Source organism: Meridianimarinicoccus marinus, assembly GCF_040689105.1.
Taxonomy (GTDB): Bacteria; Pseudomonadota; Alphaproteobacteria; order Rhodobacterales; family Rhodobacteraceae; genus Meridianimarinicoccus; species Meridianimarinicoccus marinus.
Genome location: NZ_JBFBVU010000030.1, coordinates 25,751 through 49,749 on the forward strand (window position 1 = coordinate 25,751; position 23,999 = coordinate 49,749).

Annotated in this window: 26 protein-coding genes, 1 tRNA gene and 1 pseudogene; 19 read left to right on the top strand and 9 right to left on the bottom strand. The window is 63.1% G+C overall.

The window, feature by feature from the left end:
- Positions 1-34: 34 nt before the first annotated feature.
- Positions 35-1,339 (top strand): NAD-dependent dihydropyrimidine dehydrogenase subunit PreA, encoded by a 1,305-nt coding sequence (preA, locus tag AB0T83_RS17160; protein WP_366194453.1) that lies wholly within the window; start codon positions 35-37, stop codon positions 1,337-1,339.
- 89 nt (positions 1,340-1,428) lie between these two features.
- On the opposite strand, the gene AB0T83_RS17165 is transcribed toward preA, so the two are convergent.
- Together AB0T83_RS17165 and AB0T83_RS17170 are read right to left on the bottom strand one after the other, a co-directional pair.
- The gene (locus AB0T83_RS17165) at positions 1,429-1,824 is read right to left on the bottom strand and encodes a hypothetical protein (protein WP_366194454.1); all 396 of its coding nucleotides are present in this window, start codon (positions 1,822-1,824) and stop codon (positions 1,429-1,431) included.
- Positions 1,825-1,957: 133 nt separating this feature from the next.
- Complete coding sequence (locus tag AB0T83_RS17170; RefSeq protein WP_366194455.1) at positions 1,958-2,593, bottom strand: TetR/AcrR family transcriptional regulator; 636 nt, start codon at positions 2,591-2,593, stop codon at positions 1,958-1,960.
- 130 nt (positions 2,594-2,723) lie between these two features.
- On the opposite strand from AB0T83_RS17170, the gene AB0T83_RS17175 reads away from it, so the two are divergent.
- The 9 genes from AB0T83_RS17175 (at position 2,724) to AB0T83_RS17215 (ending at position 10,652) form a co-directional block, all read left to right on the top strand.
- A complete protein-coding gene (locus AB0T83_RS17175) occupies positions 2,724-3,974 on the top strand; it encodes a Zn-dependent hydrolase (RefSeq protein ID WP_366194456.1) in 1,251 nt (416 codons plus the stop codon).
- A gap of 123 nt (positions 3,975-4,097) precedes the next feature.
- The gene (locus AB0T83_RS17180) at positions 4,098-4,385 is read left to right on the top strand and encodes a hypothetical protein (protein WP_366194457.1); all 288 of its coding nucleotides are present in this window, start codon (positions 4,098-4,100) and stop codon (positions 4,383-4,385) included.
- Positions 4,379-4,660, top strand: a complete 282-nt coding sequence (locus AB0T83_RS17185; protein WP_366194458.1) for a hypothetical protein — start codon at positions 4,379-4,381, stop codon at positions 4,658-4,660. Before AB0T83_RS17180 ends, AB0T83_RS17185 begins: the two co-directional genes overlap by 7 nt.
- The gene (locus tag AB0T83_RS17190; RefSeq protein ID WP_366194459.1) at positions 4,653-5,384 is read left to right on the top strand and encodes a class II aldolase/adducin family protein; all 732 of its coding nucleotides are present in this window, start codon (positions 4,653-4,655) and stop codon (positions 5,382-5,384) included. The genes AB0T83_RS17185 and AB0T83_RS17190 overlap by 8 nt, the downstream gene beginning before the upstream one ends.
- Before the next feature lie 112 nt (positions 5,385-5,496).
- Positions 5,497-6,957, top strand: coding sequence for a dihydropyrimidinase (gene hydA / locus AB0T83_RS17195; protein ID WP_366194460.1), 1,461 nt, complete (start codon positions 5,497-5,499; stop codon positions 6,955-6,957).
- A gap of 6 nt (positions 6,958-6,963) precedes the next feature.
- On the top strand, positions 6,964-7,788 hold the full coding sequence (locus AB0T83_RS17200) for an ABC transporter ATP-binding protein (protein ID WP_366194461.1): 825 nt from the start codon (positions 6,964-6,966) through the stop codon (positions 7,786-7,788).
- 12 nt (positions 7,789-7,800) lie between these two features.
- Complete coding sequence (locus tag AB0T83_RS17205) at positions 7,801-8,667, top strand: ABC transporter permease (protein WP_366194462.1); 867 nt, start codon at positions 7,801-7,803, stop codon at positions 8,665-8,667.
- Between the two features lie 115 nt (positions 8,668-8,782).
- A complete protein-coding gene (locus AB0T83_RS17210) occupies positions 8,783-9,637 on the top strand; it encodes an ABC transporter permease (protein WP_366194463.1) in 855 nt (284 codons plus the stop codon).
- 25 nt (positions 9,638-9,662) lie between these two features.
- The gene (locus AB0T83_RS17215; protein WP_366194464.1) at positions 9,663-10,652 is read left to right on the top strand and encodes an ABC transporter substrate-binding protein; all 990 of its coding nucleotides are present in this window, start codon (positions 9,663-9,665) and stop codon (positions 10,650-10,652) included.
- A 72-nt stretch (positions 10,653-10,724) separates the two neighbouring features.
- On the opposite strand, the gene AB0T83_RS17220 is transcribed toward AB0T83_RS17215, so the two are convergent.
- Together AB0T83_RS17220 and AB0T83_RS17225 are read right to left on the bottom strand one after the other, a co-directional pair.
- Positions 10,725-11,000 (bottom strand): hypothetical protein, encoded by a 276-nt coding sequence (locus AB0T83_RS17220; protein ID WP_366194465.1) that lies wholly within the window; start codon positions 10,998-11,000, stop codon positions 10,725-10,727.
- Between the two features lie 93 nt (positions 11,001-11,093).
- Positions 11,094-11,999 carry a leishmanolysin-related zinc metalloendopeptidase gene (locus tag AB0T83_RS17225; protein WP_366194466.1) on the bottom strand — a complete coding sequence of 302 codons (906 nt, stop codon included), beginning with the start codon at positions 11,997-11,999 and terminating at the stop codon, positions 11,094-11,096.
- A gap of 416 nt (positions 12,000-12,415) precedes the next feature.
- Between AB0T83_RS17225 and AB0T83_RS17230 the strand changes: the two genes are divergently transcribed.
- From AB0T83_RS17230 to AB0T83_RS17250, 5 genes are all read left to right on the top strand, one after another.
- Complete coding sequence (locus tag AB0T83_RS17230) at positions 12,416-13,756, top strand: helix-turn-helix domain-containing protein (RefSeq protein WP_366194467.1); 1,341 nt, start codon at positions 12,416-12,418, stop codon at positions 13,754-13,756.
- Between the two features lie 53 nt (positions 13,757-13,809).
- The gene (locus AB0T83_RS17235; RefSeq protein ID WP_366194468.1) at positions 13,810-14,181 is read left to right on the top strand and encodes a response regulator transcription factor; all 372 of its coding nucleotides are present in this window, start codon (positions 13,810-13,812) and stop codon (positions 14,179-14,181) included.
- Positions 14,174-14,470 carry a hypothetical protein gene (locus AB0T83_RS17240; protein WP_366194469.1) on the top strand — a complete coding sequence of 99 codons (297 nt, stop codon included), beginning with the start codon at positions 14,174-14,176 and terminating at the stop codon, positions 14,468-14,470. Before AB0T83_RS17235 ends, AB0T83_RS17240 begins: the two co-directional genes overlap by 8 nt.
- 1 nt (position 14,471) lies before the next feature.
- Positions 14,472-17,165, top strand: a complete 2,694-nt coding sequence (locus tag AB0T83_RS17245) for an ATP-binding protein (protein WP_366194470.1) — start codon at positions 14,472-14,474, stop codon at positions 17,163-17,165.
- Between the two features lie 72 nt (positions 17,166-17,237).
- Positions 17,238-18,218 carry a FliM/FliN family flagellar motor switch protein gene (locus tag AB0T83_RS17250; protein ID WP_366194471.1) on the top strand — a complete coding sequence of 327 codons (981 nt, stop codon included), beginning with the start codon at positions 17,238-17,240 and terminating at the stop codon, positions 18,216-18,218.
- On the opposite strand, the gene AB0T83_RS17255 is transcribed toward AB0T83_RS17250, so the two are convergent.
- Genes AB0T83_RS17255 through AB0T83_RS17265 form a run of 3 tightly spaced genes read right to left on the bottom strand, consistent with a single transcriptional unit; the run spans position 18,215 to position 19,510 of the window.
- Positions 18,215-18,640 (bottom strand): protein tyrosine phosphatase family protein, encoded by a 426-nt coding sequence (locus AB0T83_RS17255; protein ID WP_366194472.1) that lies wholly within the window; start codon positions 18,638-18,640, stop codon positions 18,215-18,217. The two genes, AB0T83_RS17250 and AB0T83_RS17255, sit on opposite strands and share 4 nt — an antisense overlap.
- A 10-nt stretch (positions 18,641-18,650) precedes the next feature.
- Positions 18,651-19,082: a DUF6691 family protein gene (locus tag AB0T83_RS17260; RefSeq protein WP_366194473.1), complete on the bottom strand. Its 432-nt coding sequence runs from the start codon at positions 19,080-19,082 to the stop codon at positions 18,651-18,653.
- On the bottom strand, positions 19,082-19,510 hold the full coding sequence (locus AB0T83_RS17265; RefSeq protein WP_366194474.1) for a YeeE/YedE family protein: 429 nt from the start codon (positions 19,508-19,510) through the stop codon (positions 19,082-19,084). Before AB0T83_RS17265 ends, AB0T83_RS17260 begins: the two co-directional genes overlap by 1 nt.
- A gap of 351 nt (positions 19,511-19,861) precedes the next feature.
- Here AB0T83_RS17265 and AB0T83_RS17270 point away from each other — a divergent pair, with 351 nt between their 5' ends.
- Positions 19,862-20,074 carry a hypothetical protein gene (locus AB0T83_RS17270; RefSeq protein ID WP_366194475.1) on the top strand — a complete coding sequence of 71 codons (213 nt, stop codon included), beginning with the start codon at positions 19,862-19,864 and terminating at the stop codon, positions 20,072-20,074.
- A gap of 28 nt (positions 20,075-20,102) precedes the next feature.
- Here AB0T83_RS17270 and AB0T83_RS17275 read toward each other — a convergent pair whose 3' ends face one another.
- Positions 20,103-20,318, bottom strand: coding sequence for a hypothetical protein (locus tag AB0T83_RS17275; protein WP_366194476.1), 216 nt, complete (start codon positions 20,316-20,318; stop codon positions 20,103-20,105).
- Between the two features lie 121 nt (positions 20,319-20,439).
- On the opposite strand from AB0T83_RS17275, the gene AB0T83_RS17280 reads away from it, so the two are divergent.
- From AB0T83_RS17280 to AB0T83_RS17290, 3 genes are all read left to right on the top strand, one after another.
- Positions 20,440-20,703: a DUF2312 domain-containing protein gene (locus AB0T83_RS17280; RefSeq protein ID WP_366194477.1), complete on the top strand. Its 264-nt coding sequence runs from the start codon at positions 20,440-20,442 to the stop codon at positions 20,701-20,703.
- 26 nt (positions 20,704-20,729) lie between these two features.
- Entirely contained in the window at positions 20,730-22,376 is a 1,647-nt protein-coding gene (locus tag AB0T83_RS17285) for an ABC transporter permease (RefSeq protein WP_366194478.1), read from the top strand.
- Between the two features lie 64 nt (positions 22,377-22,440).
- A tRNA-Thr gene (locus tag AB0T83_RS17290) sits at positions 22,441-22,516 on the top strand.
- A gap of 454 nt (positions 22,517-22,970) precedes the next feature.
- On the opposite strand, the pseudogene AB0T83_RS17295 reads toward AB0T83_RS17290, so the two are convergent.
- A pseudogene (locus AB0T83_RS17295) lies at positions 22,971-23,654 on the bottom strand (IS3 family transposase); the annotation flags it as partial.
- Positions 23,655-23,999: the final 345 nt, after the last annotated feature.

Genomic DNA, 23,999 nt, shown 5'->3' on the forward strand with positions numbered 1-23,999 from the left:
CCGGGCGCCACGGCGCCGCAACCGGGAGAATACCATGGCCGATCTGTCGACCGACTTTCTGGGCATCAAGTCGCCGAACCCGTTCTGGCTGGCCTCGGCGCCGCCCACGGACAAGGAATACAACGTGCGCCGCGCCTTCGAGGCCGGCTGGGGCGGGGTGGTCTGGAAGACCCTCGGCCAGGATCCGCACATCGTGAACGTGAACGGCCCGCGTTATGGCGCGGTCTGGGGCGCCGATCGGCGCCTTCTGGGGCTCAACAATATCGAGTTGATCACAGACCGCCCGCTGGACGTGAACCTGCGCGAGATCAAGGCGGTCAAGCGCGACTACCCCGACCGGGCGATGATCGTCTCGCTGATGGTGCCCTGCGAGGAACAGGCGTGGAAGGATATCCTGCCGCTGGTCGAGGACACCGGCGCCGACGGGATCGAGCTGAACTTCGGCTGTCCGCACGGGATGAGCGAACGCGGCATGGGCGCCGCCGTGGGCCAGGTGCCCGAGTACATCGAGATGGTGGCGCGCTGGTGCAAGCAGAACACCCGCATGCCGGTGATCGTGAAGCTGACCCCGAACATCACAGACATCCGCTATCCGGCGCGCGCGGCCAAGGCGGGGGGCGCCGATGCGGTGAGCCTGATCAACACGGTCAGTTCGATCACGGCGGTCGATCTGGACAGTTTCAGCCCCGAGCCTTCGATCGACGGCAAGGGCAGCCACGGCGGATATTGCGGCCCGGCGGTCAAACCCATCGCCCTGAACATGGTGGCCGAGATCGCCCGCGATGCCGAAACCCACGGCCTGCCGATCAGCGGCATCGGCGGCATCACCACCTGGCGCGACGCGGCGGAATTCATCGCCCTTGGCTGCGGCAACGTGCAGGTCTGCACGGCAGCCATGACCTATGGCTTCAAGGTGGTGCAGGAGATGGCCGCCGGTCTGTCGGAATGGATGGACGAGAAAGGCTATGCCTCGATCGCCGATTTCCAGGGCCGGGCCGTGCCCAATGTGACCGACTGGCAGTATCTGAACCTGAACTACGTGGCGAAGGCGAAGATCGACCAGGAGTCCTGCATCAAATGCGGCCGCTGTTATGCGGCTTGCGAGGACACCAGCCACCAGGCCATCGCCATGTCCGACGACCGGGTGTTCACCGTGAAGGACGAGGAATGCGTGGCCTGCAACCTGTGCGTCAACGTCTGCCCGGTGGACGGCTGCATCACGATGGAGCCGATGGCGGCGGGCCAGACCGATCCAAGGACCGGAAAGGTGGTCAGCGACGATTACGCCAACTGGACCACGCATCCCAATAATCCCGGTGCGGTGGAAGCGGCTGAATAGGCGGCCAGCACCCAGTTCAGACCCGACTAAAATGACAACGGCCACGCTCCCCAGCGTGGCCGTTTACGGGTGTCGATGCGAACCCGCGCTCAGACCTTCATGTCCAGCGTGGCGCCATCGGGCAGGGCCATGGTGCTTTGACCGTCGGCCATGGGCGAGGCCTCGGCGGCGCGGGCGCTTTCTTCCTGCAGGTTCTGGAAGATTTCGCGCAGATGTTCGAACCCTTTGGTGATGTTCTCCATCCGGTCGAAGGACCGGACGTTCTCGGTCGCACCGGTGACGCGGTTGTCATAGCGGTCGTTGTCAGCGCGGGTGCTGGCGTTGGCTTGTACGATGATCTCGGCCATGGGGGAGACGATCTCCTGATGCAATTCAACCGCGGGTGCGGCGGGCTTGGCCGCGGCGGCCATCGGACCGGCCGCAACCGGCATCACGCGACGGGCAGCGGGTGCATAGGCGGCGGCGGTGATGGCAATTGCGGTCATGTCGAAAACTCCACTCGTGCTTGTCTAAACTTTGAGTAGATTACCGCATCCATTCGACAGATGGGGCGGAAGGTGGAGTTGAGGTTAATTTTAGCGGTATTTGTCGAGGAGACCGTTCAAACCCGCGCGCAGCTTAGTCGGGCGAGACGCCGATGCCCTTCAGGATGATGCGGCGCACGTTGGTCTTGGCCGTTTCCCATTGCGCGTCGTCCAGCGGCGCGCCGTTGTTCAGGGTCTCGATCTGGTGGCCGAAATCGGCGTAGTGCTGGGTGGTGGCCCAGATCATGTAGAGCAGGTGCCGGGGATCCACCGGGTCCATCCGGCCTTCGGCAATCCAGCTTTCGATCAGCGCGATGCGCCCGTCGGTCCAGACGTTCAGCGTCGATTCCAGCCATTCCTGGATGACCGGGGCGCGATGCATGACCTCGGAGGCCCAGACCTTGGACCCGGCGGGATGGCGGCGCGAGATTTCCATCTTGGCGTCGATATAGGCGCCGATGCCCTCGGCGGGCCCGTCCGAGTTTTCAAACACATTGGCCGCGTCCAGCCAGATCTGGAAGATCGTCTCGACGACCCGGCGATACAATTCGTCCTTGGTCGGGAAATAGTAATGCAGGTTGGCTTTCGGCAGCCCGGCCACATCCGCGATCAACTGCATGGTCGCCCCGCCATAGCCCGCCTCGGCAAAGACTTTTTCCGCCGCTTGCAGAATCAGCGCCTCGTTTTCGGCCCGAATGTTTTTCTTGCGATTGCGGGCGGTGTCGGCCACGGGCTTCGGCCCTCCTGTAATCTGTTGACCGGTGCGAATTGCTGTGCTTCGTTGATCCTGACCATATGGTCAGGAAATCTGTTGACGCAAGCGCCGCGATCCCCGGCCCATCAAGACGCAGGAGAGCCCCATGCCCGCCCCCGGAGAAAACCTGAAGATCAACGGAGAGCGGCTGTGGGACAGCCTGATGGAGATGGCCAAGATCGGCCCCGGCATTGCGGGTGGCAACAATCGCCAGACCCTCACCGACGATGATGCCGAGGGCCGCGCCCTGTTCCAGAAATGGTGCGAAGAGGCCGGGATGACCATGGGCGTCGATCAGATGGGCACCATGTTCGCCCGCCGCGAGGGCACAGACCCCGCCGCGCTGCCGGTCTATGTCGGCTCGCATCTGGACACCCAGCCCACGGGCGGCAAATACGACGGGGTTCTGGGCGTGCTGGGCGGGCTGGAGATCATTCGCAGCCTCAACGATCTGGGAATAAAGACCAAACACCCCATCGTCGTGACCAATTGGACCAACGAGGAAGGCACCCGCTTTGCCCCGGCGATGCTGGCCTCGGGCGTGTTCGCAGGCATCCACTCACAGGACTGGGCCTATGAGCGCGAGGATGCCGAGGGCAAGAACTTTGGCGACGAATTGGTGCGCATCGGCTGGAAGGGTGAGGAAGCGGTCGGCGCCCGCAAGATGCATGCCTTCTTCGAGTTGCACATCGAACAGGGGCCAATCCTTGAGGCCGAAGGCAAGGACATCGGCGTGGTCACCCATGGCCAAGGGCTGAGCTGGACCGAAGTGACGATAACCGGCAAGGAGTCGCATACCGGATCGACCCCCATGCCCATGCGCCGCAACGCCGGGCTGGCCATGGCGCGGGTGCTGGAACTGGTCGATGAGATCGCGCTCAGCCATGCCCCGGATGCCGTGGGCGCGGCGGGTCACATCGACGTCTACCCGAATTCGCGCAACGTGATCCCCGGCAAGGTGGTGTTCACGGTCGATTTCCGCTCTCCCGACCTGGCGATGATCCAGGACATGGAGCAGCGGCTGATCGACGGCGGCAACAAGATTTGCGACGACATGGGCATGGCCATCGAGTTCGAGAAGGTCGGCGGTTTCGATCCGGTCGAATTCGACGAAGGCTGTGTCACCGCCGTGCGCAACGCCGCCGATCGGCTGGGCTATTCGCATCGCGACATCATCTCGGGTGCGGGCCATGATGCCTGCTGGATCAACCGCGTCGCACCCACGGCCATGGTGATGTGCCCCTGTGTCGACGGTCTCAGCCACAATGAAGCCGAGGAAATTAGCCCCGAATGGGCCGCTGCGGGGGCAAATGTCCTGTTCCACGCGGTGGTTGAGACCGCGGAGATTGTGGAGTGATGCACCGCGCGCCGCCCTCCTGCCTGTCAAGTCGTGAGCCCATGCAAAACGGGGCGGGCGGTGCCGCTCGGGCGGCGGCGGATTTCATGGTATACTCATCGTGTGGCCTTGAAGGAGGCAACGATGAAACTGTGGACTGCACTTCTGTGCGGGGGTCTGGTTTCGGCGCAGATGGCCGTGGCCGAAGACCGGCGGACCGACGCGACCCCACCCCGTGCAACACCCCCCATCCTGCACCCCGTGCAATACGGTCAATGCTGGCAGCAATACGGCCCCTACGCGACGCAAGATCGCGCGTGGGCGGTCTGGCGGCAGGCGCGGGCGCAGGGATACGAAGTCAGCAACGGCGTGACACCGTGCTGGAGCGATGGCGTCCGAGGGTATTGTTTCCGCATCTACTATGCGTGCTGACCCTTGGTTTGAGCCTGTCGGGAACCACCGCCTCGGCCCAGATGGAGCGGTACGGGGCCGGCGGAGGCTGGACCCATAGTGACCAGATCGCCTTGGGCTGGATCGAGGGGGATGCCCAGAAAGAAATGATTTATAGCAAGGGCTTGCTGTCGGAACCTGATGTCGTTTCCGCACAAGTCCTGACCTGTTGCAACGATCACCCCGAACCCTTCGTCCGGGTTTCGATCGACACGCCAAACATGGAACTGCCGATCGCGCAGAAGCACCGTGCCTGAACCTGAGGCCTCCCTGCGCGAGGATCTGGCCGCCGCCTTCCGGCTGGCGGTACGAGCCGATTGGCACGAAGGCGTGGGCAACCATTTCTCGGCCGCCGTGTCCGACGACGGGCGGCAATTCCTGATCAACCCGCGCTGGCGGCATTTCTCGATGATCCGGGCGTCGGACCTGCTGTTGGTGGATGCGGACGATCCCGCCACCATGGCGCGGGACGATTCGCCTGACCCTTCGGCCTGGGCGATCCACGCGGCTTTGCACCGGCATGTGCCGCAGGCCCGCGTGGCCTTGCACATCCATCCGCCCTATGCCACGGCGCTGGCGGGGTTGCAGGACCCGACGATCAAACCCATCGATCAGGTCACGGCCCGGTTCTACAACCGCCTGGGCTATGATCCGGATTTCGGCGGCATCGCCACGGATGAGGCCGAAGGGCTGCGCATCGCCCGGAGCTTTGGCAACCATTCGGCGGTGCTGATGGGCAATCACGGGGTGACCACCGTCGCCGAAACCGTGGCCGAGGCCTATGACGCGCTGTACCATCTGGAACGCGCCGCGCGCACCATGGTGCTGGCCTATTCCACCGGGCAGCCGCTGGCGGTGATGGCCGATGAAATTGCCGAGGCGACGGCTGCGGAATGGCCGCTCTACAAAGGGGCGGAGTTTGCGCATTTCGCTGAAATGAAACGCATTTTGGATCGCGAAGCACCGGACTTTCGCGACTGAACCATTCCGCGCGGGGGCCGGGGTCTTGCCCTTTGATCCGCGCGGTGATGATGTGGATACAACACGGCGCCGCACGGAACGAGGCGGCCAGTACAAACGGGGAGCATCTGGGATGAGCAAGGTCATCAAGGGCGGCACCATCGTCACCGCAGACCGCCAGTATCAGGCGGATATCCTGATCGAAGACGGGATTATCAAGGAGATCGGCGAGAACCTGTCGAGCGATGAATATATCGACGCCGAAGGCGCCTATGTCATTCCCGGCGGCATCGATCCCCATACCCATCTGGAAATGCCCTTCATGGGCACCACCGCCGATGAAACTTTTGAGAGCGGCACATGGGCGGCGGCCACCGGCGGCACCACCATGCTTGTGGATTTTTGCCTGCCGGGCGAAGATGGGTCCATCAAGAACGCGATCAACGAATGGCATCGCAAATCGACGCCGCAGATCTGTTCCGATATTGGCTATCACATGGCCATCACGGGCTGGAACGAGAGCATTTTCAACGAGATGAAGGACGCCGTTGAGATGGGCGTCAATTCGTTCAAGCACTTCATGGCCTACAAGGGCGCGCTGATGGTCGAGGATGACGAGATGTATGCCTCGTTCCAGCGCTGCAAGGAATTGGGCGCCTTGCCCATGGTGCACGCCGAGAACGGCGACATCATCCAGGAGTTGCAGCAGAAATACCTGGCCGAGGGGATCACCGGGCCCGAGGGCCACGCCTATTCCCGCCCTCCCGAACTGGAGGGCGAAGCCGCCAACCGCGCCATCATGATCGCCGATGCCGTCGGCACGCCGCTTTATATCGTGCATGTCTCCTGCGAGCAGGCGCATGAAGCCATTCGGCGGGCCCGCCAGAAGGGCCACCGGGTCTATGGCGAGCCGCTGATCCAGTTCCTGACGCTGGATGAAAGCGAATACTTCAACAAGGATTGGGAACATGCCGCCCGCCGCGTGATGTCGCCGCCATTCCGCTCAAAGGAACATCAGGACGGGTTGTGGAATGGTCTGGCGGCGGGCTCGCTTCAGGTGGTGGCCACGGACCATTGCGCTTTCGGGACAGAGAAGAAGCGCATGGGGGTCGACAATTTCACCCTGATCCCCAATGGCACCGGCGGGCTGGAGGACCGGCTGTCAGTGCTCTGGACCACCGGCGTGGAAACCGGGCGCATCACGCCCGAGGAATTCGTCGCCGTCACCTCCACCAATATCGCCAAGATCCTGAACATCTACCCCAAAAAGGGCGCGCTGGTGCCGGGCGCGGATGCCGACATCGTGGTCTGGGATCCGAAGATCTCGAAAACCATCTCGGCAAACTCGCAGAAATCCATCATCGATTACAACGTCTTCGAAGGCTTTGAAGTGACCGCGCAGGCCCGGCATACGCTCAGCCGGGGCGACGTGATCTGGAGCTGGGGCAAGAACAGCACGCCGCAACCGGGCCGGGGCCGTTTCGTGCCACGCCCGGCGTTCTCCTCTGCCGCGGCGGCGCTGAGCAAGTGGAAGGCGCTCAACACACCCCGCAAGATCGAACGCGATCCGCTCAACATCCCGTCGGGGATCTGATCGCGGATGCTCAGCCAGACCGAGATCGACGGGTTCACTGCACCCGATGGACCCGCCGAAGCGGTCATCGATGCACGAGATGTGCAATTGGTGTTCGAGACCAATGACGGCCCGGTGCAGGCCCTGAAGGACATCAACCTGACGATCGAAAAGGGAGAATTCGTCAGCTTCATCGGCCCGTCTGGCTGCGGCAAGACCACCTTCCTGCGCGCCGTCGCGGGGCTGGAAAAGCCCACCGGCGGCACCCTGATGGTCAACGGCATGACGCCGGACGAGGCCCGGCGCGCCCGCGCCTATGGCTATGTCTTTCAGGCGGCGGGCCTGTATCCGTGGCGCAGCATAGCCCGCAACGTGCGCCTGCCACTGGAGATCATGGGCTATTCGAAGGCGGATCAGGAAAGCCGCGTCAAGAAAGTCCTGCAACTGGTTGATCTGGAGGGGTTTGAGCGCAAGTATCCCTGGCAGTTGTCCGGCGGCATGCAGCAACGGGCCTCGATCGCGCGGGCGCTGGCCTTTGACGCCGAGATCCTGCTGATGGACGAGCCCTTCGGCGCGCTGGACGAAATTGTGCGCGATCATCTGAACGAGCAATTGCTGGCGCTCTGGGCGCGAACCGAAAAGACCATCGGTTTTGTCACTCATTCGATCCCCGAGGCGGTGTACCTGTCGACCAAGATCGTGGTGATGAGCCCGCGGCCGGGCCGGATCTCCGACGTAATCCTCAACACGCTGCCAAAGGAACGCCCGCTGGACATTCGCGACACCCCGGAGTTCCTTGAAATCGCACATAGGGTTCGCGAAGGGCTGCGCGCCGGACATGCCTATGACTGAGGGATCCCGCTGATGCGCCAGTCAATTCTGCCGGTCCTGACGGTGGTGCTGATCATTCTCGGCATCTGGTATCTGGCCGCCGCCTGGATGAATTCCACCTGGACCCTGCAACAGGCCGAACGGGCCGAACAGACCCTGTCCACCGTCGAGGTCTTGCAAGACACCATGCAGCAGGATCGCCCCAAGTTGCCGGCCCCGCACCAGGTGGCGGTGGAACTTTGGGAAACCACGGCGGAAAAGAAAATCACCTCAAAGCGCAGCTTGGTCTACCACGGCTGGATCACGCTGTCGGCGACGCTGCTAGGCTTTGCCATCGGGACCGGGCTGGGTGTTCTGCTGGCGGTCGGGATCGTGCACAACCGGGCCATGGACATGAGCGTCATGCCCTGGGCCATCGCCAGCCAGACCATCCCGATCCTCGCCATCGCACCGATGATCATTGTGGTGTTGAATTCGGTGGGCGTGACCGGCCTGCTGCCAAAGGCCATAATTTCCGCCTACCTGAGTTTTTTCCCGGTGGTCGTCGGCATGGTCAAGGGCTTGCGCAGCCCGGCACCGATGCAGCTTGACCTGATGCGCACCTACAGCGCCAGCCAAAGCCAGGTGTTCTGGAACCTGCGTCTGCCGGCCTCGGTGCCATTCCTGTTCACCTCGCTCAAGGTCGGGATTGCCGCCAGCCTGGTGGGCGCCATCGTCGGTGAACTGCCCACCGGCGCCGTGGCAGGCCTGGGCGCGCGGCTTCTGGCCGGGTCTTACTACGGACAGACCATTCAGATCTGGTCGGCTCTAATCGCTGCGGCCGTGCTGGCGGCCTCGCTGGTCGGGATCGTGAGCCTGCTGGAGCGTCTTACCCTCCACAAGATGGGGATGCGCACATGAAGCGTCGGTATCTGAGTATTTGGAACAAGCAAAAGGACAAAGGGCGCGCCTTTTTCTTGGCTCAAATACTCCCGCCGGAGGCAAGAAAGTTCAGTTTCCAACGGGAGGAGTCGCGGTGATCCTCGCGTTCGGTGCAATCCTGTTCTGGTTGCTGGCATGGTGGGCCAACATCCGGCTGGCCAATTCGACGATGGCCGATACCCGCTTTGGCATGGCAGCGGTCCCGATGCTGTTCGGCGTAACCTTGTTGGTCTTGTGGGAGGGGTTGGTGCGCGGCCTGAATGTGCCCGGCGTCATCCTGCCGCCGCCATCGATGATCGCCGCGCGGTTCGCGGTGTCGACGTCCATCCTCTGGGCTGATTTCCGTCAGACCTTCATCAAGGGCGCGCTGTCGGGCTATGTGATCGGTGTCGGCGCGGCGTTTGCCATGGCCATCGCGGTGGATCGCTATGAGTTTCTGCGGCGCGGTCTGTTGCCGGTGGGTAGCTTCATCGCCGCGCTGCCGGTGATTGGCACAGCGCCCATCCTGGTCATGTGGTTCGGGTTCGACTGGCAGTCCAAGGCTGCCGTCGTTGTGGTGATGGTGTTCTTTCCGGTTCTGGTGAACACCGTGCAGGGCCTGACCTCGGCCGAGCGGATGCAGCGGGATTTGATGACGACCTATGCGGCCGGGTATTGGCAGACCCTGTGGAAGCTGCGCTTGCCCTCGGCACTGCCGTTCATTTTCAACGGGTTGAAGATTGCGACCACGCTTGCCCTGATCGGCGCAATCGTGGCGGAGTTCTTCGGTTCCCCAATTGTCGGGATGGGATTCCGGATATCCACAAGTGTCGGCCAACTGGCGCTGGACATGGTCTGGGCCGAGATCGCCGTGGCGGCCCTGGCCGGGTCGGCGTTCTACGGGCTGGTGGCCCTGGCCGAGCGCCTTCTGACATTCTGGCATCCGTCGCAGCGGCGGCAGAAAACGTAAAAAACCAACTAACAGGAGAGACGACATGACAAAGAAACTGGCAATCGCCGCGACCCTCGCGCTTGGGTTCAGCGGTGGCATGGCGCAGGCTGACGACGATGTAACGCTACAGTTGCAGTGGGTCACGCAGGCGCAATTCGCGGGCTACTACGTGGCGCTGGACAAGGGGTTCTACGAGGAAGAGGGCCTAGACGTCACCATCAAGCCCGGCGGTCCGGACATCGCGCCCCCGCAGGTTCTGGCGGGCGGCGGGGCCGATGTAATGTTGAACTGGATGCCCTCGGCACTGTCGGCGCGGGAAAAGGGGCTGCCGGTGGTCAATATCGCCCAGCCGTTCAAATCCTCGGGCCTGATGCTGACCTGCTGGAAGGACACCGGGATCGAAACGCCGGAAGATTTCCGCGGCAAGACCATTGGCACCTGGTTTTTCGGCAATGAATACCCGCTGCTGAGCTGGCTGTCGCAACTGGGCATTCCGATGGATGGTTCCGACGAGGGTGTGACCTTGCAGAAGATCGGCTTCAACGTCGATCCGCTGCTGCAACGGCAATCGGATTGCATCACCACCATGACCTATAACGAATACTGGCAGGTGATCGACGCGGGCGTCTCGGAAGACGAGATCGTGACATTCAAGTATTCCGACCATGGCGTCGCGACGCTGGAAGACGGCATGTATGTGCTGGAAGAGAATCTTGAGGATCCGGCCTTCGTGGACAAGATGGTGCGCTTTGTGCGGGCCTCGATGAAGGGCTGGAAATGGGCCGAGGAAAATCCCGAGGACGCCGCGATGATCGTGCTGGACAACGATGCGACCGGGGCGCAGACCGAAAAGCACCAGGTGCGGATGATGGGCGAGATTGCCAAGCTGACCGCAGGGTCGAACGGTGCACTGGATCCGGCGGATTATGAGCGCACGGTGGCCACTTTGCTGGCCGGTGGCTCAGATCCGGTGATCTCGAAAGAACCGGAAGGGGCCTGGACCCATGCCATCACCGATGCGGCCCTGAACTGAGGCGCCCGGTGACGAAAAAAGCGGGCCTTCGGGCCCGCTTTTGTGTTTCTGCTCCCGAAACTGGCCGGGGTCTCAGCAGGGGCGAATGACCACATCATCGCCGTTGCCGGTGTGATAGGCGCATTCGTTGGTCTGGTGGTTGCGGGCGTAGAGCGCGCCGGCGGTGGCGGCGGCACCGGCTGCGGCGACGGTCCAGGCGGTGTTGGCGCCAAGTGCTGTCGCGGCAATGGCGCCGATCGCGCCCGCGGCGACGGCCGTGCCCGCCTGGTTCTGTGCGTTGGGGTTGTCGCAAGCCGAAACGACAAGTGCCGAGACGAGGGCCAGCGGCAGTACGAAGGAACGGATCATTGGTCTCTCCTATGTGTCCACGCAAAGACTAGGGCTGCGGAACAGGGGAAACAACCTTTTGTAAGTGCCTGCCTGCGCAGCGTCGCTTGCGGCCTATCTGCCTTCGCGCGGTGTACGCAGGCCGCGCAGCATCAGCAGCGCGCCGGACAGAAGAAGAAGGCCCGCCGGCAGGGGCACGGACACCATGCTCAGGGAGTCGACGGTGGTGTAGCCGAGGTCGCGGAAAGCAAACAGGGTGGTGTCCGAGACATAAGTGGGCCGGTTCAGGAAACCGGTCATGATCTCATGTGCGCCGCCGGCAAACCTTGGGGTCGAGAACTGTGACCAGTGTGAATGATCGGTGCCGTCGATGCTGGTCTGGAACTCGACGGGCACGAAGGTCGCTGCGGTGCCGAATTCCTGCTGGTATTTGGCCAGCGCGGCGCTGCCCACATATTGGCCGGGCGCGTTGACCTTGTCGTAGATGGCGAAACCACCATCGAAGAAAGCCGGATCCCAGAGCGTGCCGAAGCCCAGAACATGGGCCATTTCATGCAGCACGACCTTCTGGAACGTGCCCGTGACCAGCAAGTTGATCACATCGGCGGCGTCGAACTCCATGATGCCGTCGGTCACATAGGTCAGCTTGTCGCCGGCGGTGCTGGAATAGGTGACAACCTGCCGGGGTCCGGCCTGTCCCACGGCGCCGCCTACACCGTCGATGGGCTTTACGCTTGCTGTGATGTCTATCGCGGAAATGAAGGATCCCGGGTTCAGCGGATCGATGATTGGACCCGGTAACTGATAACCGGTGATGACGGATTCAAAGAAGGATTCCGAGAACTGATAGGCGTTTTGCACCAACAGGGACTGGGTGTTGGTCAGTCCCGGCAGCGAAAAGCCGACATTGATGTCGAAATACGGCCCGCCGGAATATGGCCCTCCCGGTACCGGCGCGCTTTCGGTCGGCAGGGAGGGTGTGGCTGGCGCGGAATGCACCTCGACCAGGGGGCGCGTCACCACGGATGGCGGCAAGGGTAATGTGGTCGAGGCGCACGCCAAGGTTGCGCCAAGAGAATAAATTGCCGCGAGCAGAATGTGAGCACATTTCTTATGTTGAATGCACATTTGAAGAACTCGGTGCCATAATGATGCGCCAAGCGTGCATCTAGTCCTGATTCCGGTCAATGTGGGTTCAGGACGCAGACGGTGGATTCCCGCCGACGGGTTTCTGGGCCGGAAACTGCCGACAGGTCAAAGACAGGATGTGACGCGCGGAGGGTTCCGGAGCAGTTGCCTGCATCACCGCTTGCCTTCGGACCTTGTTTGTCAAACAGTTGCAGGCAACCTTGCCGTGTCGTGCAGATTGTCCTGACCTTGATTTCCGTGGGTCATGGAGACTCGGCGCAGGCCTGACTGATGGGGAGCTTTCGTCGATGCCACGCAGTGCGCTGACCGGAACACGTATCCGTGAACGGCGGACGATGTTGGGACTCAAGCAGGCCGATCTGGCCCGCACGGTCGAAATCTCACCGTCCTACCTGAACCTGATCGAGCACAACCGGCGCCGGATCGGTGGCGCGCTGCTGTCGCGTATCGCGCGCACGCTGAAGGTCGAGGTCGCGAACCTGACGCAGGGCGCCGAGACCGAGCAAGTCGATCAGTTGAGTGCGGCCGCCGCAGCGCATCCCGAGGTCAACGCCGAGATTGATCGCATCGACGAGTTCGTCGGTCGCTTCCCCGGCTGGGCCGCGCTGATGAGTGCCCAGCAACGGCGGCTGGTGCAATTGGAACACCACGTGGCCAGCCTGGTGGACCGTCTGGCGCACGACCCGTTCCTGTCGGATTCCCTTCATGACATCCTGTCGAAAGTGTCGGCGATCCAGTCCACGGCCTCGATCCTTGTGGAAACCGACGATCTGGACGAGGTCTGGCAGCGTCGCTTCCATCGCAACCTGCATGCGGACAGTGGCAAGCTGGCCGAAGGCGCATCGTCGCTGGTTGATTACCTTGATGCCGAGGGCGATGCCGAGCTGGGGATGGTCAGCCCGCAGGAAGAGCTGGAATCCTTCCTCAACAGTCGCGCCTTCCACATCGACGGTCTTGAAACCGAAGTCCCGGACCTGGCCGAGTCCATACTGGATCAGGACAAGGCCATCACCTCGCGCGGGGGCAAGGATCTGGTGCGCACTTATCTGTGGCGCTACCGCGAAGAGGCGCTGGCCATGCCGCTGGAGGATTTCACCGAAGCCGCCGAGGAGCTTGGCTATGACCCGGCGCGGCTGGCGCAACGGTTTGGATGCGATATTCCGGCGGTGTTCCGGCGTCTGGCCTCGATGCCCAGCGATCAGGGCAGCCGAAGGATCGGCCTCGTGGTCTGCGACGGGGCAGGGGCGCTGATCCTGCGCAAGGCAACCGAATTGCTGCCCTTGCCGCGGTTCGGCGCGGCCTGTGCGCTCTGGCCGCTGTACCGGGCGTTGACCCGGCCAATGGCACCGGTGCGCGCGGTTCTGGAACATGCGGGCCGACCGGGCTACCGGTTCTTGTGCTATGCCATGTCGCACGCCAGCTATCCGCTTGGGTTCGGAGGGCCCGCCGTCTACGAGGCCTCGATGATCCTTGTGCCCCCGGCACTGGTAGAGCCGACCGAAGCCGAAGGCCCGGTCGAGGTCATCGGCACCTCGTGCCGCATCTGTCCGGTCGAAAATTGCGCCGCACGCCGCGAACCTTCGATTCTTTCCGATGGCTTTGACACCGCTGCGCAATTATCCCAATAGTCTGTCTGGGACATACCGTATACGGTACAGCCCGTTGGGGGGGACAACATCATATGAGCCATCACGTGCTTCTGATCGAGGATGAGCCGAACATCATGGAAGCGATCCGCTTCTTCCTGTCGCGCGATGGCTGGAAGGTGTCGTGCCACTCGGACGGGGCAACGGCGGTGTCCGAGGTCAACCGGATCACACCCGACGTCGTTGTTCTGGACGTGATGCTGCCCAACCGCAGCGGTTTCGACGTGCTGAAGGAATTGCGCGCCGCACCCGGCACGCGGGACCTGCCGGTGCTGATGCTGACCGCCAAGGGCCAGAGCAAGGACCGCGAGCGGGCCGAGCAACTGGGCAGCAGCGGTTTCATGACCAAGCCGTTTTCCAACGCCGAGGTGTTGGAGAAACTGCGCAGCATGGTCGGACATGGCTGACGAGACCAAGCAACTGTTCCTGGCCCGGCAGACCTATCTGCGGCGCCGGGTCATCGACGCGTCACGGCTGCTGCCCTTGCTGGGGTTGTTCCTGTTCCTGATCCCGCTGCTGTGGGATGATGTCGGATCCGGGCGCGAGGCCTTCCTGGCGGAAAAACTTCTGTACATGTTCGCGGTCTGGTTCAGCCTGGTCGCCGTTGCGGCGGTGCTGGCCTTCAAGCTGCGGCCGGGCGATCTGAACGTGCCGCGGGGCCTGGAAGAGGTGGATCGCGAGGCGGAGACCGACTGAGATGTTCGCCTTCGACATCCTTATCGAGGTCTGCATCGGCTACGTCGTGCTATTGTTCATCGTGGCCTATGTGGCCGACCGCCGCGCCCGACAGGGCAAGATCGGCTGGCTGCGCTCGCCGCTGGTCTACACCCTGTCGCTGTCGATCTATTGTACCGCCTGGACGTTCTACGGCGCAGTGGGCTACGCCGCGCGGTCGGGGATCGAATTCCTGTGCATCTACCTCGGTCCCTCCCTTGTGATGATCGGCTGGTGGTGGGGATTGCGCAAGCTGGTGCGCATCGGCCGGATGCAAAGGATCACCTCGATCGCCGACCTGATTTCGTCGCGCTACGGGAAATCCGCGATGCTGGGCGGATTGGTGACCCTGCTGGCGGTGATTGCCACCACGCCCTACATCGCCCTGCAATTGCAATCGGTGACCCTGTCCTTCGGCGTGTTCGCCGCCGCGTCGCCCAGCGACTGGCCCGTGCAAAGCCAGCACGCGACGGCGATCTGGGTCGCGGTCGGGCTTGCCGTCTTCACCATTGTCTTCGGCACCCGAAATCTGGATGCCAACGAACGCCATCACGGCGTGGTCATGGCCATCGCGGTCGAGGCGCTGGTCAAACTGGCGGCCCTGCTGGCGGTGGGCGCCTTCGTGGTCTGGGGCATTGCCGATGGTCCGCGCGAAATCATCCAGCGGATCAACGAGTCGCCCATGGCTTTGGTGCCGAACCATTCCAGCCGCTGGCTGGCGCTGATCTTCCTGTCCGGCGCGGCCTTCCTGTGTCTGCCGCGCATGTTTCAGGTTCTGGTGGTGGAAAACGATGACGAGCATCATCTCTCCACCGCCTCCTGGGCGTTTCCGCTGTACCTGGCGCTGGTCAACCTGTTCGTTCTGCCCATCGCCGCCATGGGGCTGGCGGTGCTGCCGCAGGGGTCCAACCCGGATCTTTTCGTGCTGACCCTGCCGTTGTCGCAGGGGCAGAACTCGCTGGCGATGCTGGTGTTCCTGGGCGGGTTTTCCTCGGCCACTTCGATGGTGATCGTCGCGGCGATTGCCCTGTCGACCATGGTGTCGAACCACGTGGTCATGCCGATCTGGCTGGGCATCCGCCGGCAAGCCGCTACCGTTTCGGGCGATGTGCGCGAGGTCGTGCTGATGTCGCGGCGGCTGTCGATTTCGGCGGTGCTGGGGCTGGGCTATGTCTATTACCGGTTCTCGGGCGGTGGCGAGGCGCTGGCCTCCATCGGGCTGGTGTCCTTCGCGGGCGTGGTGCAGGTGCTGCCGGCACTGGTGGGCGGCGTGTTCTGGCGCGGGGCAACGCGCGTGGGCGCGGCGCTTGGCGTATCTGTGGGGTTTCTGGTCTGGCTCTATGTCATGTTCCTGCCCAGCTTTGGCCCCGACGTCCTGCTGTCGGCCCGGATGATGCTGGAGGGGCCGCTGGGCATCGGCTGGCTGCGGCCTCAGGCCCTGTTTGGCCTGCATGACGTCGATCCGCTGGTCCACGCGCTGTTGTGGAGCATGGCGTTCAACACCACCGCCTTCTGCATCGGCTCGCTGCTGAGTTTCCCCAACCCGCTGGAACGGGTGCAGGGCGCGCAATTCGTCAATGTCTTCGACTATACCGCCAGCCATCGTGGCTGGAGCCGCAGCAATGTCGATGCCGAGGATCTGCTGATCATGGCGCAGCGCATCCTGGGCCCCAGCGAAGCGCAGGCGCTGTTCCAGGCGGCAGCGGACGCGCAGGGCAAGCAGGGCTACCTGCCCGAGATCACGCCGGATTTCATCGACAGTTTCGAACGTGTCCTGGCGGGGTCGGTGGGCGCGGCGACGGCCCATGCGATGATCGGACAGATGACCTCGGGCTCTGCCCTGTCGGTCGAGGATCTGATGGCGGTGGCCGATGAAACCGCGCAGATCATGGAATATTCCAGCCAGTTGGAAGCGCAGTCGCAGGAATTGTCGCGCACCGCCGGGCAGCTACGGGATGCCAACGAAAAGCTCACCGCGCTGTCGGTGCAGAAGGATGCCTTCCTTAGCCAGATCAGCCATGAATTGCGCACGCCCATGACCTCGATCCGCGCGTTTTCCGAGATCCTGATGCTGGGCGATGCGCTGAATGCCGAGGAGAAGGCGAAGTATTCCAGGATCATCCATGACGAGGCGCTGCGCCTGACCCGGCTGCTGGACGCGCTTCTGGATCTCAACGTGCTGGAACACGGCCACGTCACCATCGAACAGGAGCGCGCGGTCCTGCGCGACGTGATCGACCGCGCGGTGTTCGCCACCTCGGCGGTGTCGGCGGACCGGGTGTTCACCATCGACCGCAACGAGGTGCGCGAGGCCGTGCAGATCTGCACCGATCTGGATCGCCTCAGCCAGGTGTTCATCAACCTGATCGCCAATGCCCGGAAGTACTGCGATTCGCCGCGGCCACGTCTGACCATCCGCGTGGTGCGGGTGGATGGCGCTCTGGCGGTGGATTTTGTCGACAATGGCAGTGGCATTCCGACGGAAAGCCAAAGCCTGATCTTCGAGAAATTCTCGCGTCTTTCGGATCACTCTGCCGCCGGTGGCGCCGGTCTGGGGCTGGCCATCTGCCGCGAGATCATGGCCAAACTGGGCGGTTCGGTCACCTATCTGCCGGGGCAGGGCGGCGCGGCATTTCGGGTGATTCTGCCGAAAGTTCCCATGGAACGCGCCGCCTGAGCCGGAATGTTCAGGAAAAACTAACCCTGCCGGGACAATGTGGCAGCGAACCCTCTTGCTGCTGGATACCCGATGACTGACCCCGCCCCGGTGTTGAAACGCATGGCCAAACCCTCCCGATTGGCGCCGGGGGATCAACCGATGACGCTGCCGCGTGCGGCGGCGCTGGCCGTGTCGCGGGCCGGACAGGACGCGTTGAAGCTGCCGCTGGCGGTCGCGGGGACGGACGTCGGCGAAATGACGGTGGAAGCGGTCGCCGATCACGCATCCGACGCGGTATTGCTGGTGTCCCTGCGCGGTCCGGGTCAGGCCTGGGGCATGGCGGCCTTCGACAACAGTCTGCTGACCGCCATCCTTCAGGCGCAAACCGCCCGCCGGATCACCGATGAAGAACCGCCCCTGCGGGTTGCCACGCAAACCGACGCGGTTTTGTGTCGGCGGTTCCTGACCATCTGTTTGGGCAGTCTGGCGGAGCGATTGCAGGGGATGCCGGACAGCAACTGGGCCCAAGGATTTCTGCCGCGCGATCAGGTGCTCAGCCATCGACGACTGCCGCATCTTCTGGCGGATGCGCCACATCGCGTGCTGGGGCTTGATGTCGACATTGCCCAGGGCAAGCGCAGGGGGCGGCTGACGCTGATCTTGCCGTTGCAGCCCGTGACCACCGAACCGCCGACACTCGCCGAGGATCCCAAGCCGCGCCCGGATAACTGGACCGCCGATTGGCACGAGCGCATCCTCGACAGCAACGCCACGCTTGAGGCGGTGCTGATGACCGTGCGCCTGCCCTTGTCGAAAGTGTCCCGACTTGTGCCGGGCGACACCCTGCCGTTTTCGGAACAGACGCTTGACCGGCTTCACCTTGTCGGCACCGACGGTCGCAAGGTCGCCAGGGTGATGCTGGGCAAAAGCGGCGAATTCCGGGCGGTCAAACTGGCAGAAAAAGTTATGCCCTTGCCAAAGGCTGTCACAGCGCGCCCGGATTCGGACACGTCGCCCGACGCGGAAAGTGGGGGAGGGGCGCTCGTCCCCTCGACCCCGACGCCGGTCTAGCCGACTGCTTGCGCGGCGGCTTCAAATTGCGGGCGGAAGGCGCTGTGGTCGTAGCCCACGGCGCGCGTGGCCGACAGCACGCCATCGGCGCCAAGCTCGGGCGCCATGATCAGCGACCAGACGATGGCGCACCGGTTGCCCGAGGCGCAATAGGCAAGAACCTTGCCCAAGGCCATGCCGTCCTTCTGCACGGTCAGATTGTCTGCCGTCATGCCGGAATGGCGGACCGGGTTGACCACATACGCCAGTCCCGCGGCCTCGACCGCGGCGCGCATAGCTGCATCCTGCAGCTCCGACGGAATTTCTTCGTCGGGGCGATTGTTGATGACCGTGGTGAAGCCCTCGGCCTTGATGATGGCAAGGTCGTCGGGCGTGATCTGGGGCGAGACAGCGTAGCTGTCAGAGAGTGGCTTGATGTTCATGGGCCGCAGGTTATGCGCTCGCGTTCAGGGCGTCCAGACGCATCCGCACATGCGGCGCCGCCCACATCCCGGCCACCATCGCCAGGACGAAAATCCAGACCCCCGGCCCACCGAAACTGAGCGAGGCCATGGCCGGTCCAGGACACAGGCCGACCAGCCCCCAGCCCATGCCGAACAGGATCGAGCCCAGGATCAGATTTCGGCCCAGTTTCTGTTCGGGCGGGGCGGGAAACTGCCCGCCCATCAGCGGGCTGCGGCCCCTTGTATAGAGCCAGGCCACCGCCATCGGCAAGATTGCGCCGCCCATGACGAAGGCCAGCGTCGGATCCCAATCCCCGAAAATGTCGAGCCATCCCTGTACCTTGCGGGTGTCGGTCATGCCCGAGATCAGAAGACCGGTGCCGAACAGGCTGCCGGCCAGCGCTGCGAAAAGGTTGCGCATCAGATCACTTCCAGAATGTGGCGGAACACCACGACGGTCAGACCGCCGGCGCCGATGTAGAACACGGTGGCGACGATCCCCCGCAACGACAGCCGGGAAATCCCGCAGACCCCATGGCCAGAGGTGCAGCCGTTGGCCACCCTTGTACCGATTCCGACCAGAAGCCCGGCGGCCACAAGAGCGGCAATTTTGCCGGTCACCGCGGTGTCAGGCACGAAACCGAAGACATGGGCAATGATCATCGGCATGCCCACCAGCCCGGCCAAGAAGGCCAGACGCTCATTGCGGTTGGCGCGGCCCGAGCCGTCGACCAGCCCGCCGATCAGGCCGCTGGCGCCCATGATCCGGCCATTGGCCAGCAAGAACACCGCGCCGGCGGTTCCGATTATCAGCCCTCCGATCAATCCGAAAATCCATTCGACTGGCATTGTCTGTTCCCTTCGCTATAGCGGTGGTCCGTTCCCCGCCCGATCTCGCGCCATGCGCGCTTCCGCCACATATGCAAACTTTACTATGCATTGCAAGGTTTGATAAACCTTTTTCCAGCAGTTTGACGCTGATCAACGTCCCCAGGGGGGTGCGCGTGGTAAAGCTCAGGTGATACGCGCTGAAATTGCCACCAAAGCCGTGCCCGGCTGTCACATTTCAGGGCAAACGGGCTGCTACTGTCAGCCGAACAGGCAAAATCCGCGACCGGCTCCCCCGTTTCCATGCAGGCTGGTCGTCACCCAAGCGATAAGATACGGATCGCGTCGAAGTACAGAAAGGGAGAACACGACATGGCCACCGAAATTCTGAAGCAGAAGCTTGACGCATTGCGCAGCAAACTGGCGCAGCCGCATACACAGCCCAAGGATCTTCACGACGAAGTGCGCGTAATGGTCGATATCCTGAAAACCTCGCAGGAGCCGGTTCCGGCCGACCTTCGCGAAGCCATCGAAACGCTCGAGGCCGAGATCCTCGAGGAATTCTACGACAATCTGCCGGTCTGACACCGGCCGGACGAGGCGATTATCGGCATCATCCCAACATGATGCCGATGACCACGCACATCAGCCCGATGGCAGAAACCATCAGGGCGGCCATGTTCAAGGCGACCACCGACTTCAGCTTGGCGCGCAATTCGTCATCGGACAGCCCGGCCCGTCTGGCCTTTGTCGCGATGAGAACACAGGCCATCAGCCCTGCCACGCCCAGCAGGGAAATTCCCGCCCCGATCCAGATCAGAATGTCCATGGCACCGCTCCAATAGTTGCGCGCCGGGCGTAGCGCGGTCTTGACCGATGTTCAACCCGCATGGCCTTGCGGGCCACGGCGTGCGGGGGTATCCCTGCGCCCTGACAACCCAGAGGACAAGATGAGCGCGACCGATACCGATACCGATGCGAACTACCGTGTAACCGCCGACGAGCTGCGCCAGTTTGTCGAGCGTTTCGAACGGCTTGAAGCGGAAAAGAAAGACCTGGCCGAGCAGCAGAAAGAGGTCATGGCCGAGGCCAAGGCACGCGGCTATGACACCAAGGTGCTGCGCAAGGTCGTCGCGTTGCGCAAGCGCGACAAGGACGACATCGCCGAGGAAGAAGCGGTTCTGGAACTCTACAAGGAAGCGCTGGGAATGTGAGCGGCACGCAGGGCAGGGGCTGACGGATGGCGCAGGCACTGGGAATGAAGATCCGCCGCGCGGGCATCGATGTCTGGTCGGTGGGCGCGCTGTTGGTGGCGGCGGTGGTGGCCGCGCCGCTGATCGCCGTCGGTTGGCTGGCGCTGACCCCCGGCAACGGCATCTGGATGCACCTGTGGTCCACCACCCTGCCGCGCTACCTGTCCAACACGCTGTTCCTGATGATCGCCGTCGGCCTGACCACCGCCGTCACCGGCACGGTCACCGCGTGGCTGATCACCATGTACCGCTTTCCGGGCGCCCGCTGGCTGGAGTGGCTGCTGCTTTTGCCGCTGGCGATTCCGGCCTATATCGGCGCCTATGCGCTGACCGATCTTCTGGAATACGCAGGCCCGGTGCAGACCGGCCTGCGGTCGCTGTTCGGCTGGACCAGTTCGCGCGACTACTGGTTCCCCGAAGTGCGGTCGCGCGGCGCGGCGGTTCTGGTGCTGGGCGCGGCCCTGTATCCCTATGTCTACCTGCTGGCCCGCGCCGCCTTCCGCGAACAATCGGTCTGTGCCTTCGACGTGGCGCGCACGCTGGGGGCCGGCCCGGTGCGCCGCTTCTTCCGCATCGGCCTGCCGCTGGCCCGTCCGGCCATCGCAGCCGGAACCGCCATCGCCATGATGGAGACCGTCAGCGACTTCGGCGTGGTGGAATATTTCGCAGTCCAGACCCTGACCACCGGCATCTTCACGACTTGGCTGGAGGCAGGTAACCCCGGCGGCGCCGCCCAGATCGCCATCGTGATCCTGACCTTGGTGTTTTTCCTGGTCGGACTTGAGAAATCCAGCCGTCGCCGCAGCCGGTTCTTCCGCCTGTCCCGCCAGCAACGCCCCTTGCAGAAACAGACCCTGAGGGGCCTGCGGGCCTGGATTGCCACCGGCGTCTGCGCGGCCCCGGTGCTTGGTGGCTTTGGCTTGCCCATCAGCGTCATCGGCCTTCTGGCGTTGCGCAACGCGGCCGAATGGAAAGACCCCGCGCTGGTGCAGGCGCTTGGCAACACGCTGCTTGTGGGCGGCTGTGCGGCCATCCTGACCGTCGCGGCGGCGCTGTTCATGGTCTATGGCGTGCGCCTGTCCGGAAAACGCCTGCCGCGCACGGTGTTGCCGGTCACCACGCTTGGCTATGCCGCGCCCGGCGCGGTTCTTGGGCTGGGCATCCTGATGCCGCTGGCCGCCGTCGATCACCGCCTTGCCGATTTGATCACCTCGGTGACGGGCCATGATCCGGGGCTGTTGCTGACAGGATCCGCCTTCGCGGTGGTTCTGGCCTATGCGGTTCGTTTTTTTGCCATCGCTCAGGGCGCGGCGGACAGCGCCCTTGGGCGCGTGTCGCCCAGTCTGCCCATGGCGGCACGCTCGCTGGGGCGCACGGCAGGCGGCACGCTGCGGCATGTGCATCTGCCGATCATCTCGGGGTCCATCGGCACGGCGCTGCTTCTGGTCTTCGTGGATTCTGTCAAGGAACTGCCGGCGACCCTGCTGCTGCGCCCCTTCGACTTCGACACGCTGGCCACGCGGGTCTATGGTCAGGCCTCGCTGGAGCGTATCGGCGACGCGGCCCCGCCGGCCATGCTGGTGATCGGCGTCGGCCTGGCCGCGGTACTGGTTCTGGCGCGGTCGAACAAGTAGGCTCGGAAAACGCAATTTTTCCTTGCCACGCCAGGGCAAACTCGGTACCCACCGCGCGCATGGCGCCGGTCTAGCTCAGCTGGTAGAGCATCTGATTTGTAATCAGGTGGTCGGGGGTTCGAGTCCCTCGACCGGCACCATTAACGCAACGGGCTGCACGTCACTGACGCGCAGCCCGTTGCATTTTAAGGACTTCTTTGCGATGTGCGCTTGGGTGCTTGCCTAGAAGGCGCAAAAAATGCGCAACCTCTTACGCACGAATTACACATCGTGCGTAAACCGCGTTGGGCAATGGCATCGATTCAACAGTTCAATGGGAAGTGGCGCGCGCATGTCTGCGTCGGTGGTGTTCGGCGGTCCAAAGTGTTCCCAGCCAAGCGGGCCGCGAAGGATTGGGCCGCGCGCGAAGAGTACGAAATTGGCAATCGCGACCTGATCGTCTCGCGGAAACTGTTTGGCGAGATTCGGGATCGATATGCCCGCGAGGTGAGCGTCGGCATGTTAGCTACTCCCCAATGTTTGGACAGACTTCCGCGTAGTTTAAGCTACTCTTTGCTCCTGCTGATCGGGTTGGGTTTCGTCGTTTTTCAGCCAATAGACCATGGCTGGTGGTTTGCCGCCAAGGGCGGAATGGGGGCGCCTTCGGTTGTAGAACTCGATCCACTTGCCAACGCCGGCCTTGGCCTCTGATCCGGTTTCCCAGGCGTGCAGATAGACGCACTCGTATTTCAGGCTCCGCCAGAGCCGCTCCACGAATATGTTGTCGAGGAAGCGGCCTTTGCCATCCATCGAGATGCGCACAGCAGATCGGCGCAACCGGTCCGTCCAGGCGAAGGACGTGAACTGGCTGCCCTGATCCGTATTCATGATCTCAGGCGGGCCGAACTTGTGAATCGCCTCGTTCAGCGCATCGGCGCAGAAGTCGGCTTCCAGCGTGTTCGAGATGCGCCATGCCAGCACCTTGCGGGTGTGCCAGTCCATGATGGCAACCAGATACAGAAAGCCCCGTCGCATAGGTAGATAGGTGATGTCGGCTGCCCAGACCTGATTGGGCCGTGTGACCCGCAGACCGCGCAACAGATAAGGTCAGGTCTTGTGTCCCTTCCCGGCTTTGCGGGTGCTGGGCTTCTGGTAGATCGGCATGAGGCCCATTAGCCGCATCAGGCGTCGGATGCGCTTCTCGTTCACCAGATGGCCTTCGTTGCGGAGGTGCCATGTCATCTGCCGGACGCCGAAGAACGGGGTCTCCAGGAACTGCTCGTCGATCTGACGCATCAGCATCAGATTCATCGCCGTCTCGCTCTTGGGCTGGTAGTAGAACGACGAGCGCGAGATCGACAGCAACTTGCACTGCTCGCCGATCGGCAGGCCGGGATTGGCGGGCTCGACCATCTTTCGCCTCACTTGCCGATCCACGGTTTGAGCTTTCTGGACAAAAAATCGTTGGCCACGGCCAGCTCGCCGATCTTGGCATGCAGTTCCTTGACCTGCTCCTCGTCGATCTGCGGGGCCTTCGCCTGAGATCCTTCGGGTACATACTTCGGTTCGTGGTCAGCGCGGAGACTGCCAACATGATGCGGGTTCGATGCACTTCCGATCTGCCCATCTCATAGGCGTGCTTGA